We start from the raw sequence: 17,274 nt of genomic DNA, 5'->3' as shown, positions 1-17,274 counted from the left end.
CTAACTTCCGTGCCCGCCAGGGCCGGACCCGGAGCCCGCGGTGCCGGCGGCCGTCGTGCCGCGCGGTGCCCGGCCGGCCGGGTCGGGCATCCGGGCCTCGGCACGGGTGAGCTGGGCACTGAGGCTGCGCAGCCACTCCTCGAGGTCGACCAGCGCGGGCAGCGGGGTCCCGTCCGGCTGTGCGGCCTGCGAGGGGGCCGAACGCGTCCGGTCCGGCTGCGGCCGGTCGCCGGCGCACAGGGCGGCGAGCCGGTCGGTGGTCTCCGCCAGCGCCCGGGCGTCGCCCCGTGCCCGGTCGGCGGCATCCTGGGGCAGGGCGCTGGTGGGCAGGTCGACACGGGGCAGCCAGTGGGCGCCGAGCAGGATCTGGTTGGTCGCGATGAGCACGGCCTGCCAGTCGGCGCGAACGGGCACGCCGCCCGCCGGTTCGCTGCGGAACTGGGCGTAGGCGGACTCGGCGAGGCGCAGCCGGTGCAGGGCGGGGAACGTCGGCGGGGGAGCGGTCGAGCCCGGTGGTACGGCCGTCAGCGCTGCGACGGTGCCCTGGATCAGGGGGCCGCACTCCCGCAGCAGCCCCGCCATGGTTCTGCGCATCTCCCGCCGCGCGCCGGCCGGCCAAGCGAGCATCGCGCACAGCAGACCGATGGCGCTGCCGGTCACCACATCCACGATCCGCTCCTCGGCCAGTCGCCAGGACACCGGGGCGATCTGGGCGAACGCGGAGGCCACGACGAGGGTGAACAGTCCCTGCGCCCAGGCGATGCCGAGCAGCGGCCCGAGCGCGAAGGCGATCAGCATGGCCGGTGCCAGGATCGCGGCGTACGCCTCGGCGTGCCGGCCGAGGCCGATGAGCAGGGTGCCCGCCATGACGGCGCCCACGAGAGTGCCGGCGACGGCCTGGCGGATGGCCGCCCAGGTCGCACCCACGGTGGTCCGGCTCAGCGTCAGCACCGCCAGCAGCACCCAGAAGCCGTGGGCCAGATCGAGCGAACCGGCGACCAGCCGGGCGGCGGAGAGCGCCAGAGCGATCCGCAGGGCGTTCTGGAACTGGACCGAGCGGAGCGTCATGTTGCCGATGATCCGCCGCAGCCACAGGTGCGGCGTGGAAGCCTCCGTGTACCAGAACAGCTCCCGCGGCTCGATCGGCGGGGTGCGCCGCCCGTCGAGACCGACCCGCACGGAGATCTCCACGATCCGCACCGACTCGGCGACGGCCAGCAGCGCCGCCTGCCGACGCAGCACCGACACCGGCGGAACCTCGGCGGCGGGTCCCGTCGCCTGCCGCACGCGCATCTGCTGAAAGCCGTCGATCACCTGGTCCATCCGCTGCGGGCCGGGGGTGGGCCGGCCCTCCCGCAGGGCCGCGGCGGTCTCGTGGCACAAGGACGCGACGCGCGGCAGCAGCGACCGGGAGGCTGTGTCGGGAGGGGCCCCGCCGCGTTCGCCACCGCGTCCGCCGTTGCGGTCGCTGCCGCGGTCGCTGCCGTGGACGTCGTCCTGGAGGAGTTCGCGGAGTTCGCCGGTCTCGGTCAGATGGGCCAGCTGTTCGAGCAGTCGGCGGGTGGCGGACCCCGCCTGGGAGAGACCGCGGACCGCACGGCCCGGTCCGGCCGGGCGTTCGGCGGGCGGCGTCTCGGACAGCCGCAGCCGCGCGCCGGCGGCCCGCAGGGCCTCGGGGGAAAGGCGGGTACGTCCCGCGACGGTGTCGCCAGCCGTCACCAGGGCCTCCGCGAGCGTCGTCCGGTACGCCGGGCCCGGCGGCTGCGGCAGCAGGAACAGCTCGCACAGCGCCAGCGCCACCACGCCGAAGGCGAGCCCGGCCAGCCGTAGCCACAGGGTCTGGGGTTCGTACGGCGGGAAGCAGGCCAGGATGTAGAAGAGCTGCAGTCCCGGCGCGGCCCCGGCCGGCCGCGGCCCCGCGATCGCCGCGAAGGCGAGGAGAAAGCCCACGACGAGCATCCCGAGCACCGCCGCCCAGGTCGCCACCGCCAGCACGGTCCCCAGCGCCACCAGCACCAGGCCCACCGGCAGCGCCTTCAGCATCACCTCCGCCCGCTGCCGCCCGGACCCGGGGATCGAGGACAGCAGACCGAGGGCGATCGGCGCGAACAGCGCGTACAGCGCGGGCACCGGCGCCTGGAGGCCGTACAGGAAGGGATAGAAGCCCGCGGACGCGGCAAGCGTCACCCGCACCGACCGGTGCAGGATCTCGGTCCGCTGCGCCGCGCCCTTCACGGCACACGCTCGCCACGTGGCACGCGGGAGCCGAGCGGCGGCACCCTGCCGAGGGCCCGGTGGGGTACCGGCATGACGACGTGCCGGTGGCGTACCGCCAAGACGACGAAAGAAGCCGTCAGGATCACCGCCCCGCCGGAACGCAGGATCGCGTCGTACGCCGACTCCGGCACCGGCACCGGTTCCGACTCCGGCTCCGGCGTCATCGTCGTCATCGCGGCCGCGGCACCCGCCGGCGCGACACCGCCCAGAGTGACCGGGAAGGCCCCCCTCCGCGCGGCCGGCGGAGACTCAGCGCGCATGGGCACGTTCCTCTCGGGCGGCGTCGCGGTGTCGTGGGCGCGGCGGACAGGCGACCCACTGCCCATTGTCGGCCGACCCCGAACGGCCCGCAGCCCGGCCGTCCCCGACCGGCGGCGACCCTGGCCTGTTCCGCTTCCGCCTCGCTGGGGACCAGCTGGGCCTCGTTCCGCACAGCTGCGCGCCAGAGGACGAAAGGGCGGTATGCCGTGCACCTGTTCTGCCCTCAGGGCCCTGGCCCAGTCGGCCACGGCGCCGTAGATGTGGCTGGAGCGCTCCCCGGACGTCAAGGAGATTCATGCACGCCCAGCGTCGAGACGACATGCCGAAAAAGCAGCCGATGGAGCCGCGACGTACCCCTCAGTCGTCCAGCACCTCGTCGTCCGCGCGGGCGCTCAGTGCGACCCCGGCAGGGCTTCTCGCCCAGCAGCCCAGAGCCGGGAACGCCGCCGTCGTCCAGATGCTCCGCAGAGCCGGGCACGGGCACGGACACGGGAGCGATGAGGAGCAGCATCAGCACGGTCCGGACCGCAGGCATCAGCCGACCGAGCAGCAGGCCGTGCAGCGGTCCGCCGTACATGACGTACTGCGCAGATCCGGCCGCCCGCTCGACGACACCCTCCGCGGCGAGATGGAGGCCCGCCTCGGCGCCGACTTCTCCGACGTGCGCATCCACAACGACCACGCGGCCCGTGCCTCCGCGAAGGACATCGGGGCCCGCGCGTACACCTCCGGCAGCCACATCGTCGTCGGCCACGGCGGCACGGACAAGCACACCCTCGCCCACGAACTCACGCACGTCATCCAGCAGCGGCAGGGGCCCGTCTCCGGCACCGACAACGGCAACGGGCTCGCCGTCAGCGACCCGGCGGACCAGTTCGAGCGGGCGGCCGAGGCGAACGCGTCCCGGGTGATGGCAGGACCATTACCGGACGTCCAACGGGCACACTCCGAGGGGCCGTTGGCACGTGGCGGAACCGCCGGGCTCCCGGCCGTGCAGCGGTACGCGCCCGGCGCCCTCACCGGTGTGGTGGGCGAGCGCCGGGACGTCGAGGGCGGAGGGCAGGGAGTCGACCACTTCGTGACGCAGGCGCCCGACGCCGTGCTGCGTCCGGGGAAGTCGCCCAACAAGCTGATCGGCCACGAGATCGACCACATGGACGTCCGCCGGCACCATCCCGGTGACGTCTCCCTGATGATCTCGGACGACGGCACGCTCGCCGTCCACGACACCGAGCGCGAGCCCAAGGAGTTCTACGCGTCCTCGGAGGTGTTCACGCAGTCGGTCGCGGACCTGGCGGCCCGCAACAGCGCCTACACCCTGGTGCGTTCCGGGGGAGCGATCCGCACCGCGGGCGGGCCGTTGGAGCGCATCACGCCCGTGCTCAGCGGCGAGGAGGAGCGGGCCAGGGCCGCGGGGTTCGCCGATCTGATCAAGGTGCAGTGCATCGACGTCGCGCGCAAGGTCATCGGCAGTCACGCGATGGAGATCGTGCTGCAGGGCAGCTCCACCACCGAGACCGTGCCCTGGAGCGAACGCCAGGGCGCCGAAATCGCCGAGCGGGTGGCGAAGTCGGTTCGCGAGATGACCGGGGGCGGGGCGGACGGGTCCGGCACCTCCGTGGCCCAGCAGTACGGGACCGCGCTGCGCGAGCATCCCGACGAAGCCGACCGTGCCGCACAGGAGTTGGGCGTCAACAATCACGTACAGCCGGACGTCGGCGAGGCGTTCGCCACCCTGTCGATCGGCAGCGACGCGAAAGTCGACTACGCGACCGCCGCAGCGGGCGAGGCGTCCACGGACCGGGGAGCCGTGGACGTCTGGAACTACCACTTCGCCGGAGTCGTCGCCCGCAGCCGCGACGGCAACGACTGGGTGACGTTGGAGAACTACACGCGCGACCAGCAGGCGCAGAAGGCACTGCACGAGCTGGAGGGCAAACTGCTGGCCGAGTACCGGAAGAAGACCACGGGATGGATCTTCAACCGCGAGGGCAAGACGCCCAAGGGCACGTTCGAGAGCGACCGGATCGTGACGATGATCCAGGAACTCGCGAACGTCACGCGCGCGAAGGCACAGGCGGAGTACATGGCGCTGGGCATGGCCAAGGAGGCCTGGAAGAGCAAGTGGTTCTTCCGGATGTACGGCTCAGGCGCCGGCCAGCGCTTCCACGAGAAGCAGTACAACGCCGGTCAGGGCGACTTCGTCAACCCACTGACGGTACGCACGAGAACGCCGCGCCCCGAGTCCGGCGGCTCCGGCTGACCGGAGCCCTGCCGACTGCTGTCGGCTTCCGCCAACGGACCGGCGGGGCCCGTCACCGTAGGGCAGCCGCGCGCTGTCTCGATCGCCGCATGGAGAGTCATGTGCTGATGGAGAGTCATGTACTGAGCGAAGGCGCCCGGTCCCGTGCCGACGATGCGACGCCCCACCGTTTGACGGGGAGCAGGCCGCCGCCGGATCACGCCGACCGCGTGCCGGTCCGGGCCCGGCCCGGGGCGTGCGGCTCGTCGTCCGGTCGGCGCCCTTCGAGCAGAGCCCGGCCGAGCGGGGACAGGGTGTGCCACACGGTGTTCGTCACCCGCCGGCTGATGATCAGGTTCGCGTCCCGCATGGTCGCGGCGTGTTCGCTCGCCGAGGCGGCCGAGATGCCCAGCCGCCGGGCGAGCTCCCCGCCGGTCGTGCCGTTGGACGACGCGATCTCCTCCAGGACCGCCGCGCGGGTGCGGCCCAGCAGGCGGGCGAGCGCGGTCAGTTGGGGGGTGCCGCGGTCCTCGGTGAGGAGCTGGAGGCCGCGGTTGGCGGGATAGACCAGCACCGGGTCCAGTTCTCCGTCGCGCAGCGTGATGGGGCGGCGCCAGCAGAAGTACGAGGGGATCAGCAGCAGTCCGCGGCCGTTGAGGAAGAGGTCCTGGCGCACCGGGTAGTCCACCCTGAGCACCGGCGGCTCCCAGCGGGCCAGCGGATGGATGTTGCCCAGCAGCCGCTCGACGCCGCCGTCCAGCAGGTCGCGCGCACGCAGGGCCCGTTCGCCGTCGATCACCGCGCGGATGCGGGGCCACGGGCCTGCGAGCACCCGCTGGTGGTAGCGGCGCATGGCCCCGCCGAGCCGGCGCATCGTCTCCGGCTCGCCCAGGGCCAGCCCGCGCATCCACGGATCGGCATGGCGCCGGGCGGGCAGCAGGGCGAGTTCGGCGCGCAGGCGGGCGCGGCCGACGCTCATGACGGCGTCCAGGGCGGACTCGAGGCCGGTGCCCACGCCCGGCGTCAGGAAGTCGGGCGAGTAGCCGCGCGGTGGTGCGAGCCGGCGCAGCAGGGAGATCGACGGATCGAGCGGGTTCAGGGCCGTGGCGCGCCAGGGCCCGAAGACGATGTGGTCCGGTGAGCCGCCGAGCGCGTGCAGGCTCAGCAGCATCTCCCAGGACGGGTCCGGTGCGGTGGCGAGACGGACCCGGCCCAGGTCATCGGAAGAGAAATGAATGTTCAGCACAGGCGAAAACCCCCCGAGGCGACTGGCTGTGAAGTAAGAGGGCCGCACGGGCGCGGCAGTTGCGTCGCTTCTTTCACAACGGCTTTGTGCGCCGGGGCTTTTCGGGTGAGACCGAAAGTGCGTGCGGTGCGTTCGGGCTCCCGGACACCCTGAAGGCGACCGAAGACGTACGGGTGTGGGGGAGACCTGGTGCGCAGATTCGCCGTGTTGTCACTGCTGCTGATCGCAACGCTCGCCGCCTGCGGACCGGGCGACCCGGGAGCGCGCGCCGCGCGCGCCGAGCCGGACGCGGCGCTCCCGCGCCAGGCCACCGCTGAGGAGCTCGCGACCCTGCGCCGGGCCGAGGAGATCCTGGAGCGGCGCTGCATGAACCGCGCCGGGTTCGACCTGCCGGCGGCACCCGAGCCGGTCCGCACCGGCCCCGAGCCGCCACCGATGGCGCTCGTCCTGGCCGACCTGGTCTGGGCCCGCGAGCACGGCTACGGCGCCCGCGTGCGCACCCCGGAGGAGACCGCGCGTCTGCGCGCGGACGACCCGGTAGGTGACCACCTACGGGCATTGACGCCCGAGCGGCGCGCCGAGGCGCTGCGCGCCTGGCAGGGCGGCGGCGTCGACACCGTCGAGGTCACCCTCCCCGGCGGGATGACGACCGGGCGGAGCACCCGCGGCTGCACCAGCGAGGCGCGCGGCGAGCTGTACGGCGACTTCCGCACCTGGTTCGGCGCGGACGCCGTGGACCGCGGGGTCACGGCGCTGGCCATGAGCCGGGCCCAGGCGGACCCCGCGTTCACGAAGGCGCTGCGGGGCTGGTCGGACTGCATGGCCGGGCGCGGACTGCCGCATGAGTCCCCGCAGTGGCTGCGGGCCGCGCTGGGCGACTCGGCGCCCGAGGCCAAGGAGATCGAGTACGCCGTCGCGGAGGCGGCCTGCGCCGTCGGCTCCGGCCTCGCGGAGGTCGCCACGGACGTCGAGGAGCGGCACCTCGCGCAGGTGCGCGAGCAGTACCTCGCCGACGTGATCAACGCCCGCCGGATGCGGCTCGCCGCGCTGCCGAAGGCGGACCGGATCGTCCGCGACGAAGAACCGTCGCGGCTCAACACCCACAAGAAGGGCACGAGATGAAGCAGTACGTACGGAGCATCCTGGCCACGGCGGCCGTGATCGGGCTGGTCGCCACCGCGGGTCCCGCGATGGCCGCCTCGGACGCCGCACCGTCCGCCGCACCGGCGGCGGCCGGTGCCGCGCCCGGCGCGCCGACCCCGGTACGGCCCGGCGCCGACCTCAGCAAACTGGCCGCGGCCGACGGGGCGGACGGCTACCTCTACGCCTACGACCTGCCCAACTTCAGGGGGGACTGGTGCCGGTGGGACCGCGACGACGAGTGGTGGGGCAACGACTGCGGCAACTTCAACGACCGCGCCACCTCGCTGTGGAACAACGGGTTCCCCGGCCTCTTCAGCGAGGTCTCGCTGCGCCGTGACGTGAACCCGAGCACGAACCAGTCGGTGTTCTGCATCGAGGCGGGCAACTACTACGCCGACCTGTCCCTCGGCTACGAGAGGTTCCTCGACGGCGGCTGGGCGGACAACGCGATCAGCGGCCACCGCTGGTTCACCGACGACGCGGACTACATCCACGACCCGCACTACGCCTGCTGACCGGAGCGAGGAAACCGTGGCCATCACCATCAACCGGCGTGCCACCTGGGGGCAGTACGCCCCCTGGTACTTGCAGGCGCACGCCTGCAGCGATCCAGAGGCCAGCAGCAATGACAAGTGGTCCGGAAGCAAAGGGGTGTTCCTGCACCACCTGGGCCCCGGGAGCACCAGCGACCTGCAGACGGAAGAGGACTGCCGCAGGGCGATCGCCGAGGTCTACCTGGACCACAAGACCGGTGGTCAATTCGAAGGAGACATCGCCTACAACTACCTCGTCTGCCCGCACGGCCACGTCTACGAGGGGCGCGGAGAAGAACGCGGCGAGGGGAACGCCGCCGGCTACATCGAGGGCGTGGGGCGCAACGAGGGCTTCTACTCGATCGTGGGCATGATCCGTTCCCAGGACGTCGCGAGCGAGGCCATGCTGCGCGGGATCAGGGGCCTCATCGACCACCTGCGCCACACCGCCACACGCAAGACCGGGAACAAGATCCTCCCGCACTCCTTCGGCTACGACACCGACTGCCCCGGCAACCTGCACATGTACGCGCGGCCGGGATCGACGATCGACCCGTCCGTGCCGTGGCGGGCGCCCGCCGACATCTACGTGTACCGGACGCAGAAATGGGTGAACGAGACCTACGACACGGCACCCGGATACGTGATCTGCTCCGAGACCGGCTACACCGGCTGGAACACCGTGCTCGCGCTCACCCAGGGGCTTCAGCACGAACTCGGCATATCTCCCACCGTCCAGAACTTCGGCCCCGGCACGTTCAACGCGGTGAAGAACCACGAGATCGTGCCGGAGTTCGAGCGGAACGCGAATCTGCTGCGCCTGTACAACGGGGCGCTGTGGTGCAAGGGCTACTGGGCCTCCCAGTCCCTCGGTGGATGGGGCGAGGAGTCCGAGGCCTCCCTCCGGCAGCTCTACGCCGACATGGGCCTGGACCATGCCAACGCCGGGCAGCGTCTGGCCATGTGGCCGCATGTGCTGAAGTCGCTGCTGCGCATGGACCAGTTCCGGCTCGTGCCCGGTGGCGATCCCCACGTCCGGGCGATCCAGCAGCGGCTGAACTCCCGCTACGTCGCGGGCATCGGGATTCCCGCGATGAGTCTGGTGCCCTGCGACGGGATCTACTCCCGCGATGTCCAGCAGGGGCTCATGATGGCCATCCAGTACGAGCTCGGGATCGCCCTGGGTTCGATCAACGGGTACTTCGGACCGGGAACGCAGGCAGCCCTCAAGGGACGGGGCTCGGCGACCCTCACGGGCGATCTGCGCTACCTGTTCCGTGCCGCGTGCTACTTCAACTCACCGACATACACGGCGAACGGGCAGGCGCACTACCTTCCGGCGGACATCGGCACCGACGCCCGGACGGGTACGCACGTGGGGTGGCTCCAGGCCTTCCAGAGGTTCTCCCAGCTCCCCGTCACGGGCCACAACGACTACGCGACCTGGGCGCAGCTCCTCGTGTCGTCCGGTGACACCTCACGGGACGCCACCGGCTGCGACTGCATCACGGAGATCACCCCGCAGCGCGGTCAGTTGCTCAAGGCCAACGGCTACCACATCGTCGGCCGCTATCTGGACGAGCATCTCGCCCCGGGCGACGACGGCTATCTCGGCAAGGCGCTGAAGCCCGGCGAGCCGCAGGCCATTGTGAACGCCGGGCTGAGGTTCTTCCCCATCTTCCAGTACAACGGCACGGAACTCGGCAACTTCACCTACGCCAAGGGCTACGACCAGGGGAAGAAGGCCCACGGTAAGGCCGCCGAACACGGGATCGGCGCCGGTACGTGCATCTACTTCGGGGTCGACTACGACGCGACGGACGAGGAGATCACCAGCCATGTCGTGCCGTACTTCAACGGCGTCAAGGCCGCTCTCGCCGAACTCGGGAGCCGCTACACCTTCGGCGTCTACGGCTCCCGCAACGTGTGCATCCGGGTGTCGAAGGACGCCGGCGCCCGCTGGTCGTTCGTCTCCGGAATGTCCTGGGGGTTCTCGGGGAACCTCGGTTTCCCGCTGCCGGAGAACTGGTCGTTCAACCAGATCCACGAGTACGAGTTCCAGCCGGGCTGGGGCCTGGACCACAACATCTGGCGGGACGGCGGCGATCCCGGTGTCTCCGCCGTCGGCCGAGGGTGAGGGAGGAAGCCGATGATCTCCAGACGCAGTCTCCTGGGGGCCGCCGCCGGCACCGGCGTACTGGCCGTGGCGTCGGGTGCCCTGGCCACCCCCGCACCGGCGGCCGCGCCGCGCACGGGGCCGTGGGCGGGTGACGTGTCCGCCAACGGCTGGCGGATCGATCCCGCCGCCGTCACCGTCCACCACGTCGAGGGGTCCGCCGCGTCGCTCGGCCTGCGGCGTGGTGAAGTCGCGGCGGTGCTTCTGCACGTCGCGCGGCGCTGGCACTACGAGATCGCCGCGCTCGACACGGGTGAGGGCGGCGGCGTCGCCGGTCACACCACGCGGCGTACGGTCGGCGCCGACTTCGAGTCCAACCACCTGTCGGGCACCGCGATCGCGCTCCACCCCACCGCTTATCCGCTGAAGGGGAGCGAGGGGCTGTGGCCTCACCAGGAGGCGATCCTGCGGGACATCCTCGCGGACTGTGACGGGACGGTCGTGTGGGGCGGCGACCTGACCCCGGTGAAGGTCTCGCACTTCCACATCGCCGCCCGTCCCGGGGACAGGGCCCTGGCGCGGGTCGCGGCCCGGCTGGACACCGGCCGGGCCACCGCGTCCCGTACGCAGACGGCCGGCACGGTCGCCGACCCGGCGGCCCCCTCCCGCCGGGCCAAGGCCCGGCGCCTACGCCGGGCTCAGGGCACCTGAGCCCGGGCAGACACCGAGCGGCGGGTCGTTGAGGGCTTCGAGGGCTCTCAGCGCCCCGCCGTCGGGGCGGGGCCCCGGCTCCAGCGAAGGTGCCGAGCCCGGCCAGCGGCCGGCCGATTCGTTCATCAGCCAGACCGCCACGCCCACCCGGCCGCGCCGATCAGTGCCGCCGCCACCGGCAGGGTCGTGCCGCCGAAAAGGAACCGAACGTGTGTGTTCCTTGGTCGGAGCACATGCGCGTCGGCCCCCGCTGGCCCAGCTCCCGGGGAGGGTACGCGAGGCACCTCAGCATTGGCTTTGTGGCGGCGCGACCTTGCTGGAACTCCCGCTGGACCGGGGCTGGTTCATCATCCGGATGCGGGCAGTCAATACACGTCTTTCGCGTTCACCACGCACCTCCTCGAGGCCGGCATCGACGCCTACAGAACGGAGCTGATCAAGCCCCGTCGGCCCTGGCACGGCCTCGCCGACGTCGAACTCGGCACCGCGGAATGGGTCGACTGGTTCAAAAGCCACCGGCTCCACAGCGCGATCGGAGACATCCCGCCCCACGAATACGAGACCAACCACTACGCTCACCACCAGCCCCAACCGGCGGCTGGAGCCAACGCATAGAGCCTCCACCGATCCCGGCGCGGTTCCGTGTCCACGATCGGGCCCACCCGGGCGCGGATCGCGGCACCGGCCGTCTGGCAGCGCTGGAGGAGTCCGCCGACCAGGCGCTGGCCGAGCCCGTGGCGGGCGCGCTCGCCGGGCAGCCGCCCGTGGTCCTTCACGTACTGGTCGGTGATGCCCTCCAGGACGTCCTCGACCCGCTGGCGGCGGGTGGACGACCAGTCGATCAGCTCCTGGTCCACCCCCGCATTCCCCACCACCGGGCGCAGCCCCGGCGTCACCTCCCGCGGCACCGTCGCCAAGCCCAGCTCCTCACACACCTCCGCCGTCACGGTGAGCGTGTACAGCGTCCCGGCCGCGACGGCGCACTGCCGTGGCGTCCGTGCCTACGTTGCGGCGCGGTGAAGTACCGCGCGGTAGCCGCTTGCCGGATGGCCGGAATGTGTTCATCCGGCGGGACCTGATCGACCGGGCGTGACGCTTCTACTCTCCTCCGTGACCAGTCGGCGGTGCTCAACCACACCGGATTTACTCGCCTTTTGACGGAGGAGTAGCAGTGGATCGCCGTACCCTTCTTCGCAGTGCTGTCGTCGGCGCCGGCTCGGTCGCCTTCGGCTTCACCATGACCCGGGAGTCCCTCGCCTATCCCGCCCAGACCGGTCCCAGCCCTTACGGGGCCCTCCAGGCGGCCGACGCCAACGGCATCATGCTTCCGACGGGCTTCACCAGCAGGGTGATCGCCCGCTCCACCCAGACCGTGCCCGGCACCAGCCACATCTGGCACAGCGCCCCGGACGGCGGCGCCTGCTTCGCCGACGGAACGGGCTGGATCTACGTCTCCAACGCCGAACTGGGCAGCGGGGCTGGCGGGGTGAGCGCGATCAAGTTCTCCAGCACCGGCGCGATCACTGCCGCCTACCCCATCCTGTCCGGCACCAACCGCAACTGCGCGGGCGGCGCCACTCCCTGGAACACCTGGCTGTCCTGCGAGGAGACCAGCCGCGGCTTCGTATACGAGACCGACCCGTACGGGGTCAACGCGGCCGTCCGGCGGGACGCGATGGGGCGGTTCAAGCACGAGGCCGCCGCGTGCGACCCGGACCGGCAGGTCATCTACCTGACCGAGGACGAGGGCGACGGCGCCTTCTACCGGTTCATCCCTACGACCTGGGGCGATCTGTCCTCCGGCACCCTGCAGGTGCTGACGGAGAGCAACGGCGTACTGTCCTGGGCGGATGTGCCCGACCCGGACGGACAGCCCAAGGCGACCCGCCAGCAGGTCCCGGGAACCAAGAGGTTCGACGGCGGCGAGGGCTGCCACTACAAGTCCGGCACGTGCTTTTTCACCACCAAGGGCGACAACCGCGTCTGGGCCTACAACGCGGTGAACAACACCCTCGCCATCGCCTACGACGATGACCTCACCTCCAACGCCCCGCTCACCGGCGTGGACAACATCACCGGCGCCACGGTCGGCGACCTCTATGTGGCCGAGGACGGCGGCAACATGGAGATCTGCATCATCACCCCGGACGACATCGTGGCCCCCTTCCTGCGGATCACCGGCCAGAGCTCCTCGGAGATCTGCGGCCCGGCGTTCAACCCGGCCGGGAACCGGCTGTACTTCTCCTCCCAGCGCGGCACCAGCGGTTCCAGCAGCGGCGGCATCACCTACGAGGTGACCGGCCCCTTCCGCACCGCCCTCTGACCAACCCACTGTTGCCGGTGGGGCGCCGGCCGCCGGTGCCCCACCGGCCCCTGCGCGATATTCCCTCACCAGGAAGGTGGACGGACTCCCTTGTACCCTGCCCAGCCCGACCCCTGCTCCGTCGCATGCGCCCCCTGGCCACCGGCAGCGCCCTCATGCTGACCGCCGCATGCCTGAGCCTCTTCTCCGCGCCCCCTACGCAGGCGGCGGACACCTGCGGCTACACGTCGACCCGGATCCGGCAGGTCCAGGGCGCGTCGCACATCTCCCCGCTGGACGGCTCCACCGTCCAGGATGTCCGTGGTGTGGTTACCGCGGTCGGCTGCAACGGCTTCTGGTACCAGGACCCGTGCCCGGACGCCGACCCCGCAACCTCCGAGGGCCTGTTCGTCTACACCTCCCGGACGCCGACCGTGCAGGCCGGTGACGAGGTCGCGGTCAACGGCAAGGTGGCCGAGTACCGGCCCGGCGGCTCCTCCACAGCCAACCTGACCATCAGCGAGCTGACCTCCCCGTCCATCACAGAACTCGGTACCAAGGCGCTGCCCGCTCCGGTGGTGATCGGCACCGGCGGGCGCATCCCGCCGACCACGTTGATCGACGATGACGCCACCGGCAGCGTGGAGTCCTCCGGCACCTTCGACGCGGCCACCGACGGCATCGACTTCTACGAGTCCATGGAGGTTATGCGCGTACAGGTCAACACCCCGGTCGCGGCCGGCCCACCAACAAGTTCGGCGAGATCCCGGTCCTCGGTGACGACGGCGCGAACGCCTCGGCGCGCACCACCCGGGGCGGCATCGTGCTGCGATCCGCCGACCCCAACCCGGAGCGGATCCTCCTCGACGACTGGGTCCTGGCCGGCTCCACCCCGGCTGTCAACACCGGCGACCACTTCTCCGCGGCCGCCGTCGGCGTACTCGACTACTCCTTCGGCAACTTCAAGCTCCAGCTCACCCAGCCGCTGTCCCGCCTCGACAGCGGTCTGGGCAAGGAGACCACCACCCCGCCCGTCTCGGGGTAGCTCGCGGTGGCCACGCTCAACGTGGAGAACCTGGATGCCAAGGACCCGCAAAGCAAGTTCGACGCCCTGGCCCGCCAGATCGTCTCCAACCTCGCCTCGCCCGGCATCGTCGCTCTGCAGGAGATCCAGGACAACAACGGGCCCGAGGGCGGCCAGCCGACGGCCGACCAGACCTGGGCCAAGCTGATCAACGCGATCACCGCCGCCGGCGGCCCCACCTACGCCTACCGGCAGATCGATCCCGTCAACGGCACCGACGGCGGTGAACCGAACGGCAATATCCGCGTCGGCTTCCTCTTCCGCACCGGCACAGTGACCTTCGCCCCCGGCACCCACGGCGACGCCACCACCGCCGTACAGGTCTCCGACAGCGGCACCACCGGCGACCGCGTGGCCCTCTCCCTCAACCCCGGCAACTCCCCCTTCACAGGTAGCCGCAAGCCGCTGGTCGGCAAGTTCTACTTCGCCGGCAAGCCGGTCTTCGTCATCGCCAACCACTTCAACTCCAAGGGCGGCGACGACCCGCTCTTCGGCCGCTACCAGCCGCCGACCCGCTCCAGCGAAACCCAGCGGGGCGCCCAGGCCCAGATCGTGGCCGACTTCTACAAGAAGATCACCGCGATCGACCCGAACGCCCGGGTGATCGTCGCCGGAGACCTCAACGACTTCGAGTTCTCCACCGCCGTCGGCAAACTCACCGCCGCCGGGCTCACCGACCTGCCGGCCACCCTGCCCGACTCCGACCGCTACAGCTACATCTACGAGGGCAACTCCCAAGTCCTCGACCACCTGCTCATCTCACCGGCCCTGGTCACCGCCGGCTACGCCTACGACGCCGTGCACACCAACAGCGAGTTCACCGTCCGGCCCACCGACCACGACCCTCAGATCGCACGCCTGAACATCCCCTGAGCCGCGCTTTGACAGCGGCTTCCGGCGGCCCCGGCCCATGCGCCGGGGCCGCCACAGGCTCCAACCATCCCTGTTCCAGGAGGATCCGGGTCTCGTTCCCGTGCTGCCCTGTCCGGCCGCCGCTGGTTCGGCCTGACGTCGCGGCACTGACCGCCGTCGCACTGCCGATGACGTGACATCGTCGGCCTATGCGACCCCGCCCAACATCCGCAGCAAATCCACCGCACAGTCCGAGCTCAACGCGCTGACGGTGGCGGCCGAAGGGAGCATGACCAGCTACTCGCGGGACAAGTCCCCGCACTGGATCACCATCTCCGGAACCTGCAACACCCGCGAGACGGTGCTCAAGCGGGACGGGGACAACGTGCTGATCGGCAGCGACTGCGACCCGGACTCGGGCAGCTGGTACAGCCCGTATGACAACGACCTCGGCTACCCCCAGCTGATCGCGGTCACCGACAACGTCATCTCCTCCAAGGGCGACAAGGACCCCTCCGCCTGGAAGCCCCAGTCCAACGAGAAGTCCGCGCTGCAGAGCATGATCAACGCCTGCTCATCATGACCGAGCTCAGCTCCACGCTCACCGCTTCGCCGGATGGAGTGTGGACCGAGGAAGTCGGCACGATCACCGGCGAGCTGGAACTGCCGCACCCTGTGCACCGACGACGGCTCGCTCACCGTGCAAGTGCGCTACGCCGGCGCGCTGGAGTGGTACACCGTCCGCGGCGGCCACACCCGGCTGCACGACCCACGCGATCACTCCCCAGTGCACGAGCTGCTGGTGAATGTGCTCCACTACCCAGGTAGCTGAGCAACACCACCGAAGACCCGCCCGCCTGGCCCCATGACCAGCCGGGCGGGTCTTCGCCACGTGCAAGCAACCTCAGGTCCCAGCCATGGGTGATGGCTCTGACAGCGGCCGTGAGATCCACCTGATCACGGACCGGAACGGTCTACCTCTGTCGCTGGGCATCTCCGGCGCCGACATGCACGACAGCCTCGGCCTGAAGCCACTGGTAGGCGGGATCGCGCCCATCCGCTCCCGGCGCGGCCCGCGTCGCCGGCGACCGGCCAAGCTCCATACCGACAAGGGCTACGACTACAACCACCTGCGCCGCTGGCTCCCCAAGAGAGGCATCCGCCACCGCATCGCCCGCAAAGGCATCGAGTCCTCGCAGCGGCTGGGCCGCCACCGCTGGGTCGTGGAGAGGACGGTGCGTCCTGGCTCGCCGGCTGTCGGCGCCTGCACCGCCGCTACGAGCGCAAGGCCGAACATTTCCTGGCCTTCGTCGGCATCGCTGCAGCCCTGATCAGCTACCGCCGACTCACCAACTGAAACGACCTCTGAGAGGTCGTTTTCACCTGTGATATGCGTTTTGCCCTGAGGTTTTCGGTCAGAGGTTGTGTCTCGGTGGGGCTGGTGGAGTGGTTGCGGCAAATGCGCCGGATGGGGTGGCGGCTGGGGCGGGGTGCGGCTTGCGCCTGTCTCATCCCAGGACGTCCGTCGCGCGGTGGTGCTCCCGCTGTTCCCGGTTCACGCCTGGGCGCACGCCCTCGGTCGGCGGTATGTCCAGGTCATGGCCGAACGTCGTGCGTATCCGAGTGATCTGTCCGATGCCCGCTGGGAGTTGATCGAGCCGGTGCTGAGTGCATGGCGGGCCGAGCGGCGCCGGCATGCGCTCAGCATCGGACGCCCACCCCGAGCACGACCTGCGCGAGATCATGAATGCGATCCTGTACGTGGATCGCACCGGGGTGCAGTGGCGCTACCTGCCCCATGACTTCCCGCCCTGGGAAACCGTGTGCGGCTACTTCGCCAAGTGGCAGAAGGACGGCGTGTTCGCGCAGCTCACCGGCGTTTTGCGGCGGCTGTTACGGCAGAGGGAGGGCAAGCGCGCCGAGCCGTCCGCGTGCGTGATCGATGCCCAGAGCGTGAAGACCTCCACCAGCGTCCCGGCCGCCGGCCAGGGCACGGATGCGGCGAAGAAGATCGTGGGCCGCAAGCGGAGCATCGTCACCGACACCCTCGGCCTGCTGCTCGCGGTGCTGGTCACGGCCGCGAGCGTGCAGGACTCCGTCGCCGGAACCCACCTGATCGACCAGGTCGCCGCCGCACATCCCTCGATCCGCAAAGTCTGGGTGGACGGCGGCTACCGCCAGCACCTCGTCGAGCACGCAGCTCGCCTCGGCATCGACATGGAAATCGTCCTACGCACTCCTGGGGCCAGGGGATTCACCCCGCTGCCGAAGCGGTGGACGGTGGAGCGAACGTACGGATGGCTGATGTTCCACCGCCGCCTCACGCGTGACTACGAAACCCTCCCAGCCCGCTCCGAAGCCATGATCCACCTCGCCATGACCGACCTGATGGCCCGCCGCCTCACCGGCGAAGCCACCATCTCCTGGCGCGACCCGGCACCACGGGATCGAACACCAATTCCGGGATGAAACGCCGGGACAAAACGACCTCTTAAGGGCGTGAGTGA

At 70.8% G+C, this 17,274-nt stretch carries 15 protein-coding genes and 3 pseudogenes; 13 read left to right on the top strand and 5 right to left on the bottom strand.

What is annotated here, in order from left to right:
- Positions 1–2,235, bottom strand: coding sequence for an FUSC family protein (locus tag HJD23_RS01045; protein WP_171110230.1), 2,235 nt, complete (start codon positions 2,233–2,235; stop codon positions 1–3).
- Positions 2,232–2,537 carry a hypothetical protein gene (locus HJD23_RS01040; RefSeq protein ID WP_171110229.1) on the bottom strand — a complete coding sequence of 102 codons (306 nt, stop codon included), beginning with the start codon at positions 2,535–2,537 and terminating at the stop codon, positions 2,232–2,234. The genes HJD23_RS01045 and HJD23_RS01040 overlap by 4 nt, the downstream gene beginning before the upstream one ends.
- Positions 2,538–2,833: 296 nt before the next feature.
- Between HJD23_RS01040 and HJD23_RS01035 the strand changes: the two genes are divergently transcribed.
- Entirely contained in the window at positions 2,834–4,801 is a 1,968-nt protein-coding gene (locus tag HJD23_RS01035; protein ID WP_240980585.1) for a DUF4157 domain-containing protein, read from the top strand.
- A 196-nt stretch (positions 4,802–4,997) separates the two neighbouring features.
- On the opposite strand, the gene HJD23_RS01030 is transcribed toward HJD23_RS01035, so the two are convergent.
- Positions 4,998–6,026 (bottom strand): MarR family transcriptional regulator, encoded by a 1,029-nt coding sequence (locus tag HJD23_RS01030; RefSeq protein ID WP_171110228.1) that lies wholly within the window; start codon positions 6,024–6,026, stop codon positions 4,998–5,000.
- A gap of 189 nt (positions 6,027–6,215) precedes the next feature.
- Between HJD23_RS01030 and HJD23_RS01025 the strand changes: the two genes are divergently transcribed.
- The 5 genes and pseudogenes from HJD23_RS01025 to HJD23_RS01005 form a co-directional block, all read left to right on the top strand.
- Positions 6,216–7,148: a hypothetical protein gene (locus HJD23_RS01025; RefSeq protein WP_171110227.1), complete on the top strand. Its 933-nt coding sequence runs from the start codon at positions 6,216–6,218 to the stop codon at positions 7,146–7,148.
- Positions 7,145–7,684, top strand: coding sequence for a peptidase inhibitor family I36 protein (locus HJD23_RS01020; protein WP_171133969.1), 540 nt, complete (start codon positions 7,145–7,147; stop codon positions 7,682–7,684). The genes HJD23_RS01025 and HJD23_RS01020 overlap by 4 nt, the downstream gene beginning before the upstream one ends.
- A 16-nt stretch (positions 7,685–7,700) precedes the next feature.
- On the top strand, positions 7,701–9,839 hold the full coding sequence (locus HJD23_RS01015) for a glycoside hydrolase domain-containing protein (RefSeq protein WP_171110225.1): 2,139 nt from the start codon (positions 7,701–7,703) through the stop codon (positions 9,837–9,839).
- Between the two features lie 12 nt (positions 9,840–9,851).
- Entirely contained in the window at positions 9,852–10,529 is a 678-nt protein-coding gene (locus tag HJD23_RS01010) for a hypothetical protein (protein WP_171110224.1), read from the top strand.
- A 336-nt stretch (positions 10,530–10,865) separates the two neighbouring features.
- Positions 10,866–11,144 (top strand): annotated as a pseudogene (locus HJD23_RS01005) (integrase core domain-containing protein); the annotation flags it as partial.
- On the opposite strand, the gene HJD23_RS01000 reads toward HJD23_RS01005, so the two are convergent.
- Positions 11,105–11,446 carry a hypothetical protein gene (locus HJD23_RS01000; RefSeq protein ID WP_232108125.1) on the bottom strand — a complete coding sequence of 114 codons (342 nt, stop codon included), beginning with the start codon at positions 11,444–11,446 and terminating at the stop codon, positions 11,105–11,107. The pseudogene HJD23_RS01005 and the gene HJD23_RS01000 sit on opposite strands and share 40 nt — an antisense overlap.
- A 254-nt stretch (positions 11,447–11,700) precedes the next feature.
- On the opposite strand from HJD23_RS01000, the gene HJD23_RS00995 reads away from it, so the two are divergent.
- Positions 11,701–12,852: an alkaline phosphatase PhoX gene (locus tag HJD23_RS00995; RefSeq protein ID WP_171110222.1), complete on the top strand. Its 1,152-nt coding sequence runs from the start codon at positions 11,701–11,703 to the stop codon at positions 12,850–12,852.
- 391 nt (positions 12,853–13,243) lie between these two features.
- On the opposite strand, the gene HJD23_RS00990 is transcribed toward HJD23_RS00995, so the two are convergent.
- Positions 13,244–13,513 (bottom strand): hypothetical protein, encoded by a 270-nt coding sequence (locus HJD23_RS00990; protein WP_171133968.1) that lies wholly within the window; start codon positions 13,511–13,513, stop codon positions 13,244–13,246.
- 141 nt (positions 13,514–13,654) lie between these two features.
- Between HJD23_RS00990 and HJD23_RS00985 the strand changes: the two genes are divergently transcribed.
- From HJD23_RS00985 to HJD23_RS00960, 6 genes and pseudogenes are all read left to right on the top strand, one after another.
- Entirely contained in the window at positions 13,655–13,876 is a 222-nt protein-coding gene (locus HJD23_RS00985; protein ID WP_171110220.1) for a hypothetical protein, read from the top strand.
- A 6-nt stretch (positions 13,877–13,882) separates the two neighbouring features.
- Positions 13,883–14,788, top strand: coding sequence for an endonuclease/exonuclease/phosphatase family protein (locus tag HJD23_RS00980; RefSeq protein WP_171110219.1), 906 nt, complete (start codon positions 13,883–13,885; stop codon positions 14,786–14,788).
- A gap of 172 nt (positions 14,789–14,960) precedes the next feature.
- On the top strand, positions 14,961–15,350 hold the full coding sequence (locus HJD23_RS00975) for a hypothetical protein (RefSeq protein WP_171110218.1): 390 nt from the start codon (positions 14,961–14,963) through the stop codon (positions 15,348–15,350).
- 33 nt (positions 15,351–15,383) lie between these two features.
- A complete protein-coding gene (locus HJD23_RS00970; RefSeq protein ID WP_197973388.1) occupies positions 15,384–15,599 on the top strand; it encodes a hypothetical protein in 216 nt (71 codons plus the stop codon).
- A 106-nt stretch (positions 15,600–15,705) separates the two neighbouring features.
- Positions 15,706–16,124: pseudogene (locus HJD23_RS00965) on the top strand (IS5 family transposase); the annotation flags it as partial.
- Positions 16,125–16,365: 241 nt separating this feature from the next.
- Positions 16,366–17,236, top strand: a pseudogene (locus HJD23_RS00960) (IS5 family transposase).
- Positions 17,237–17,274 lie beyond the last annotated feature (38 nt).

It is taken from the genome of Streptomyces sp. Z423-1, from assembly GCF_013009255.1.
GTDB classification, from domain to species: domain Bacteria; phylum Actinomycetota; class Actinomycetes; order Streptomycetales; family Streptomycetaceae; genus Streptomyces; species Streptomyces gossypiisoli.
The sequence above is the reverse complement of the archived record's forward strand: the minus strand, read 5'-3'. Positions and strand labels throughout refer to the sequence as shown.

Coding starts and splice junctions, on each gene's coding strand:
- HJD23_RS01040 (WP_171110229.1), bottom strand. CDS start 2,537: ATGCGCGCTGAGTCTCCGCCGGCCGCGCGGAGGGGGGCCTTCCCGGTC.
- HJD23_RS01035 (WP_240980585.1), top strand. CDS start 2,834: ATGCACGCCCAGCGTCGAGACGACATGCCGAAAAAGCAGCCGATGGAG.
- HJD23_RS01020 (WP_171133969.1), top strand. CDS start 7,145: ATGAAGCAGTACGTACGGAGCATCCTGGCCACGGCGGCCGTGATCGGG.
- HJD23_RS01010 (WP_171110224.1), top strand. CDS start 9,852: ATGATCTCCAGACGCAGTCTCCTGGGGGCCGCCGCCGGCACCGGCGTA.
- HJD23_RS00990 (WP_171133968.1), bottom strand. CDS start 13,513: ATGCCGTCGGTGGCCGCGTCGAAGGTGCCGGAGGACTCCACGCTGCCG.
- HJD23_RS00970 (WP_197973388.1), top strand. CDS start 15,384: ATGGAGTGTGGACCGAGGAAGTCGGCACGATCACCGGCGAGCTGGAAC.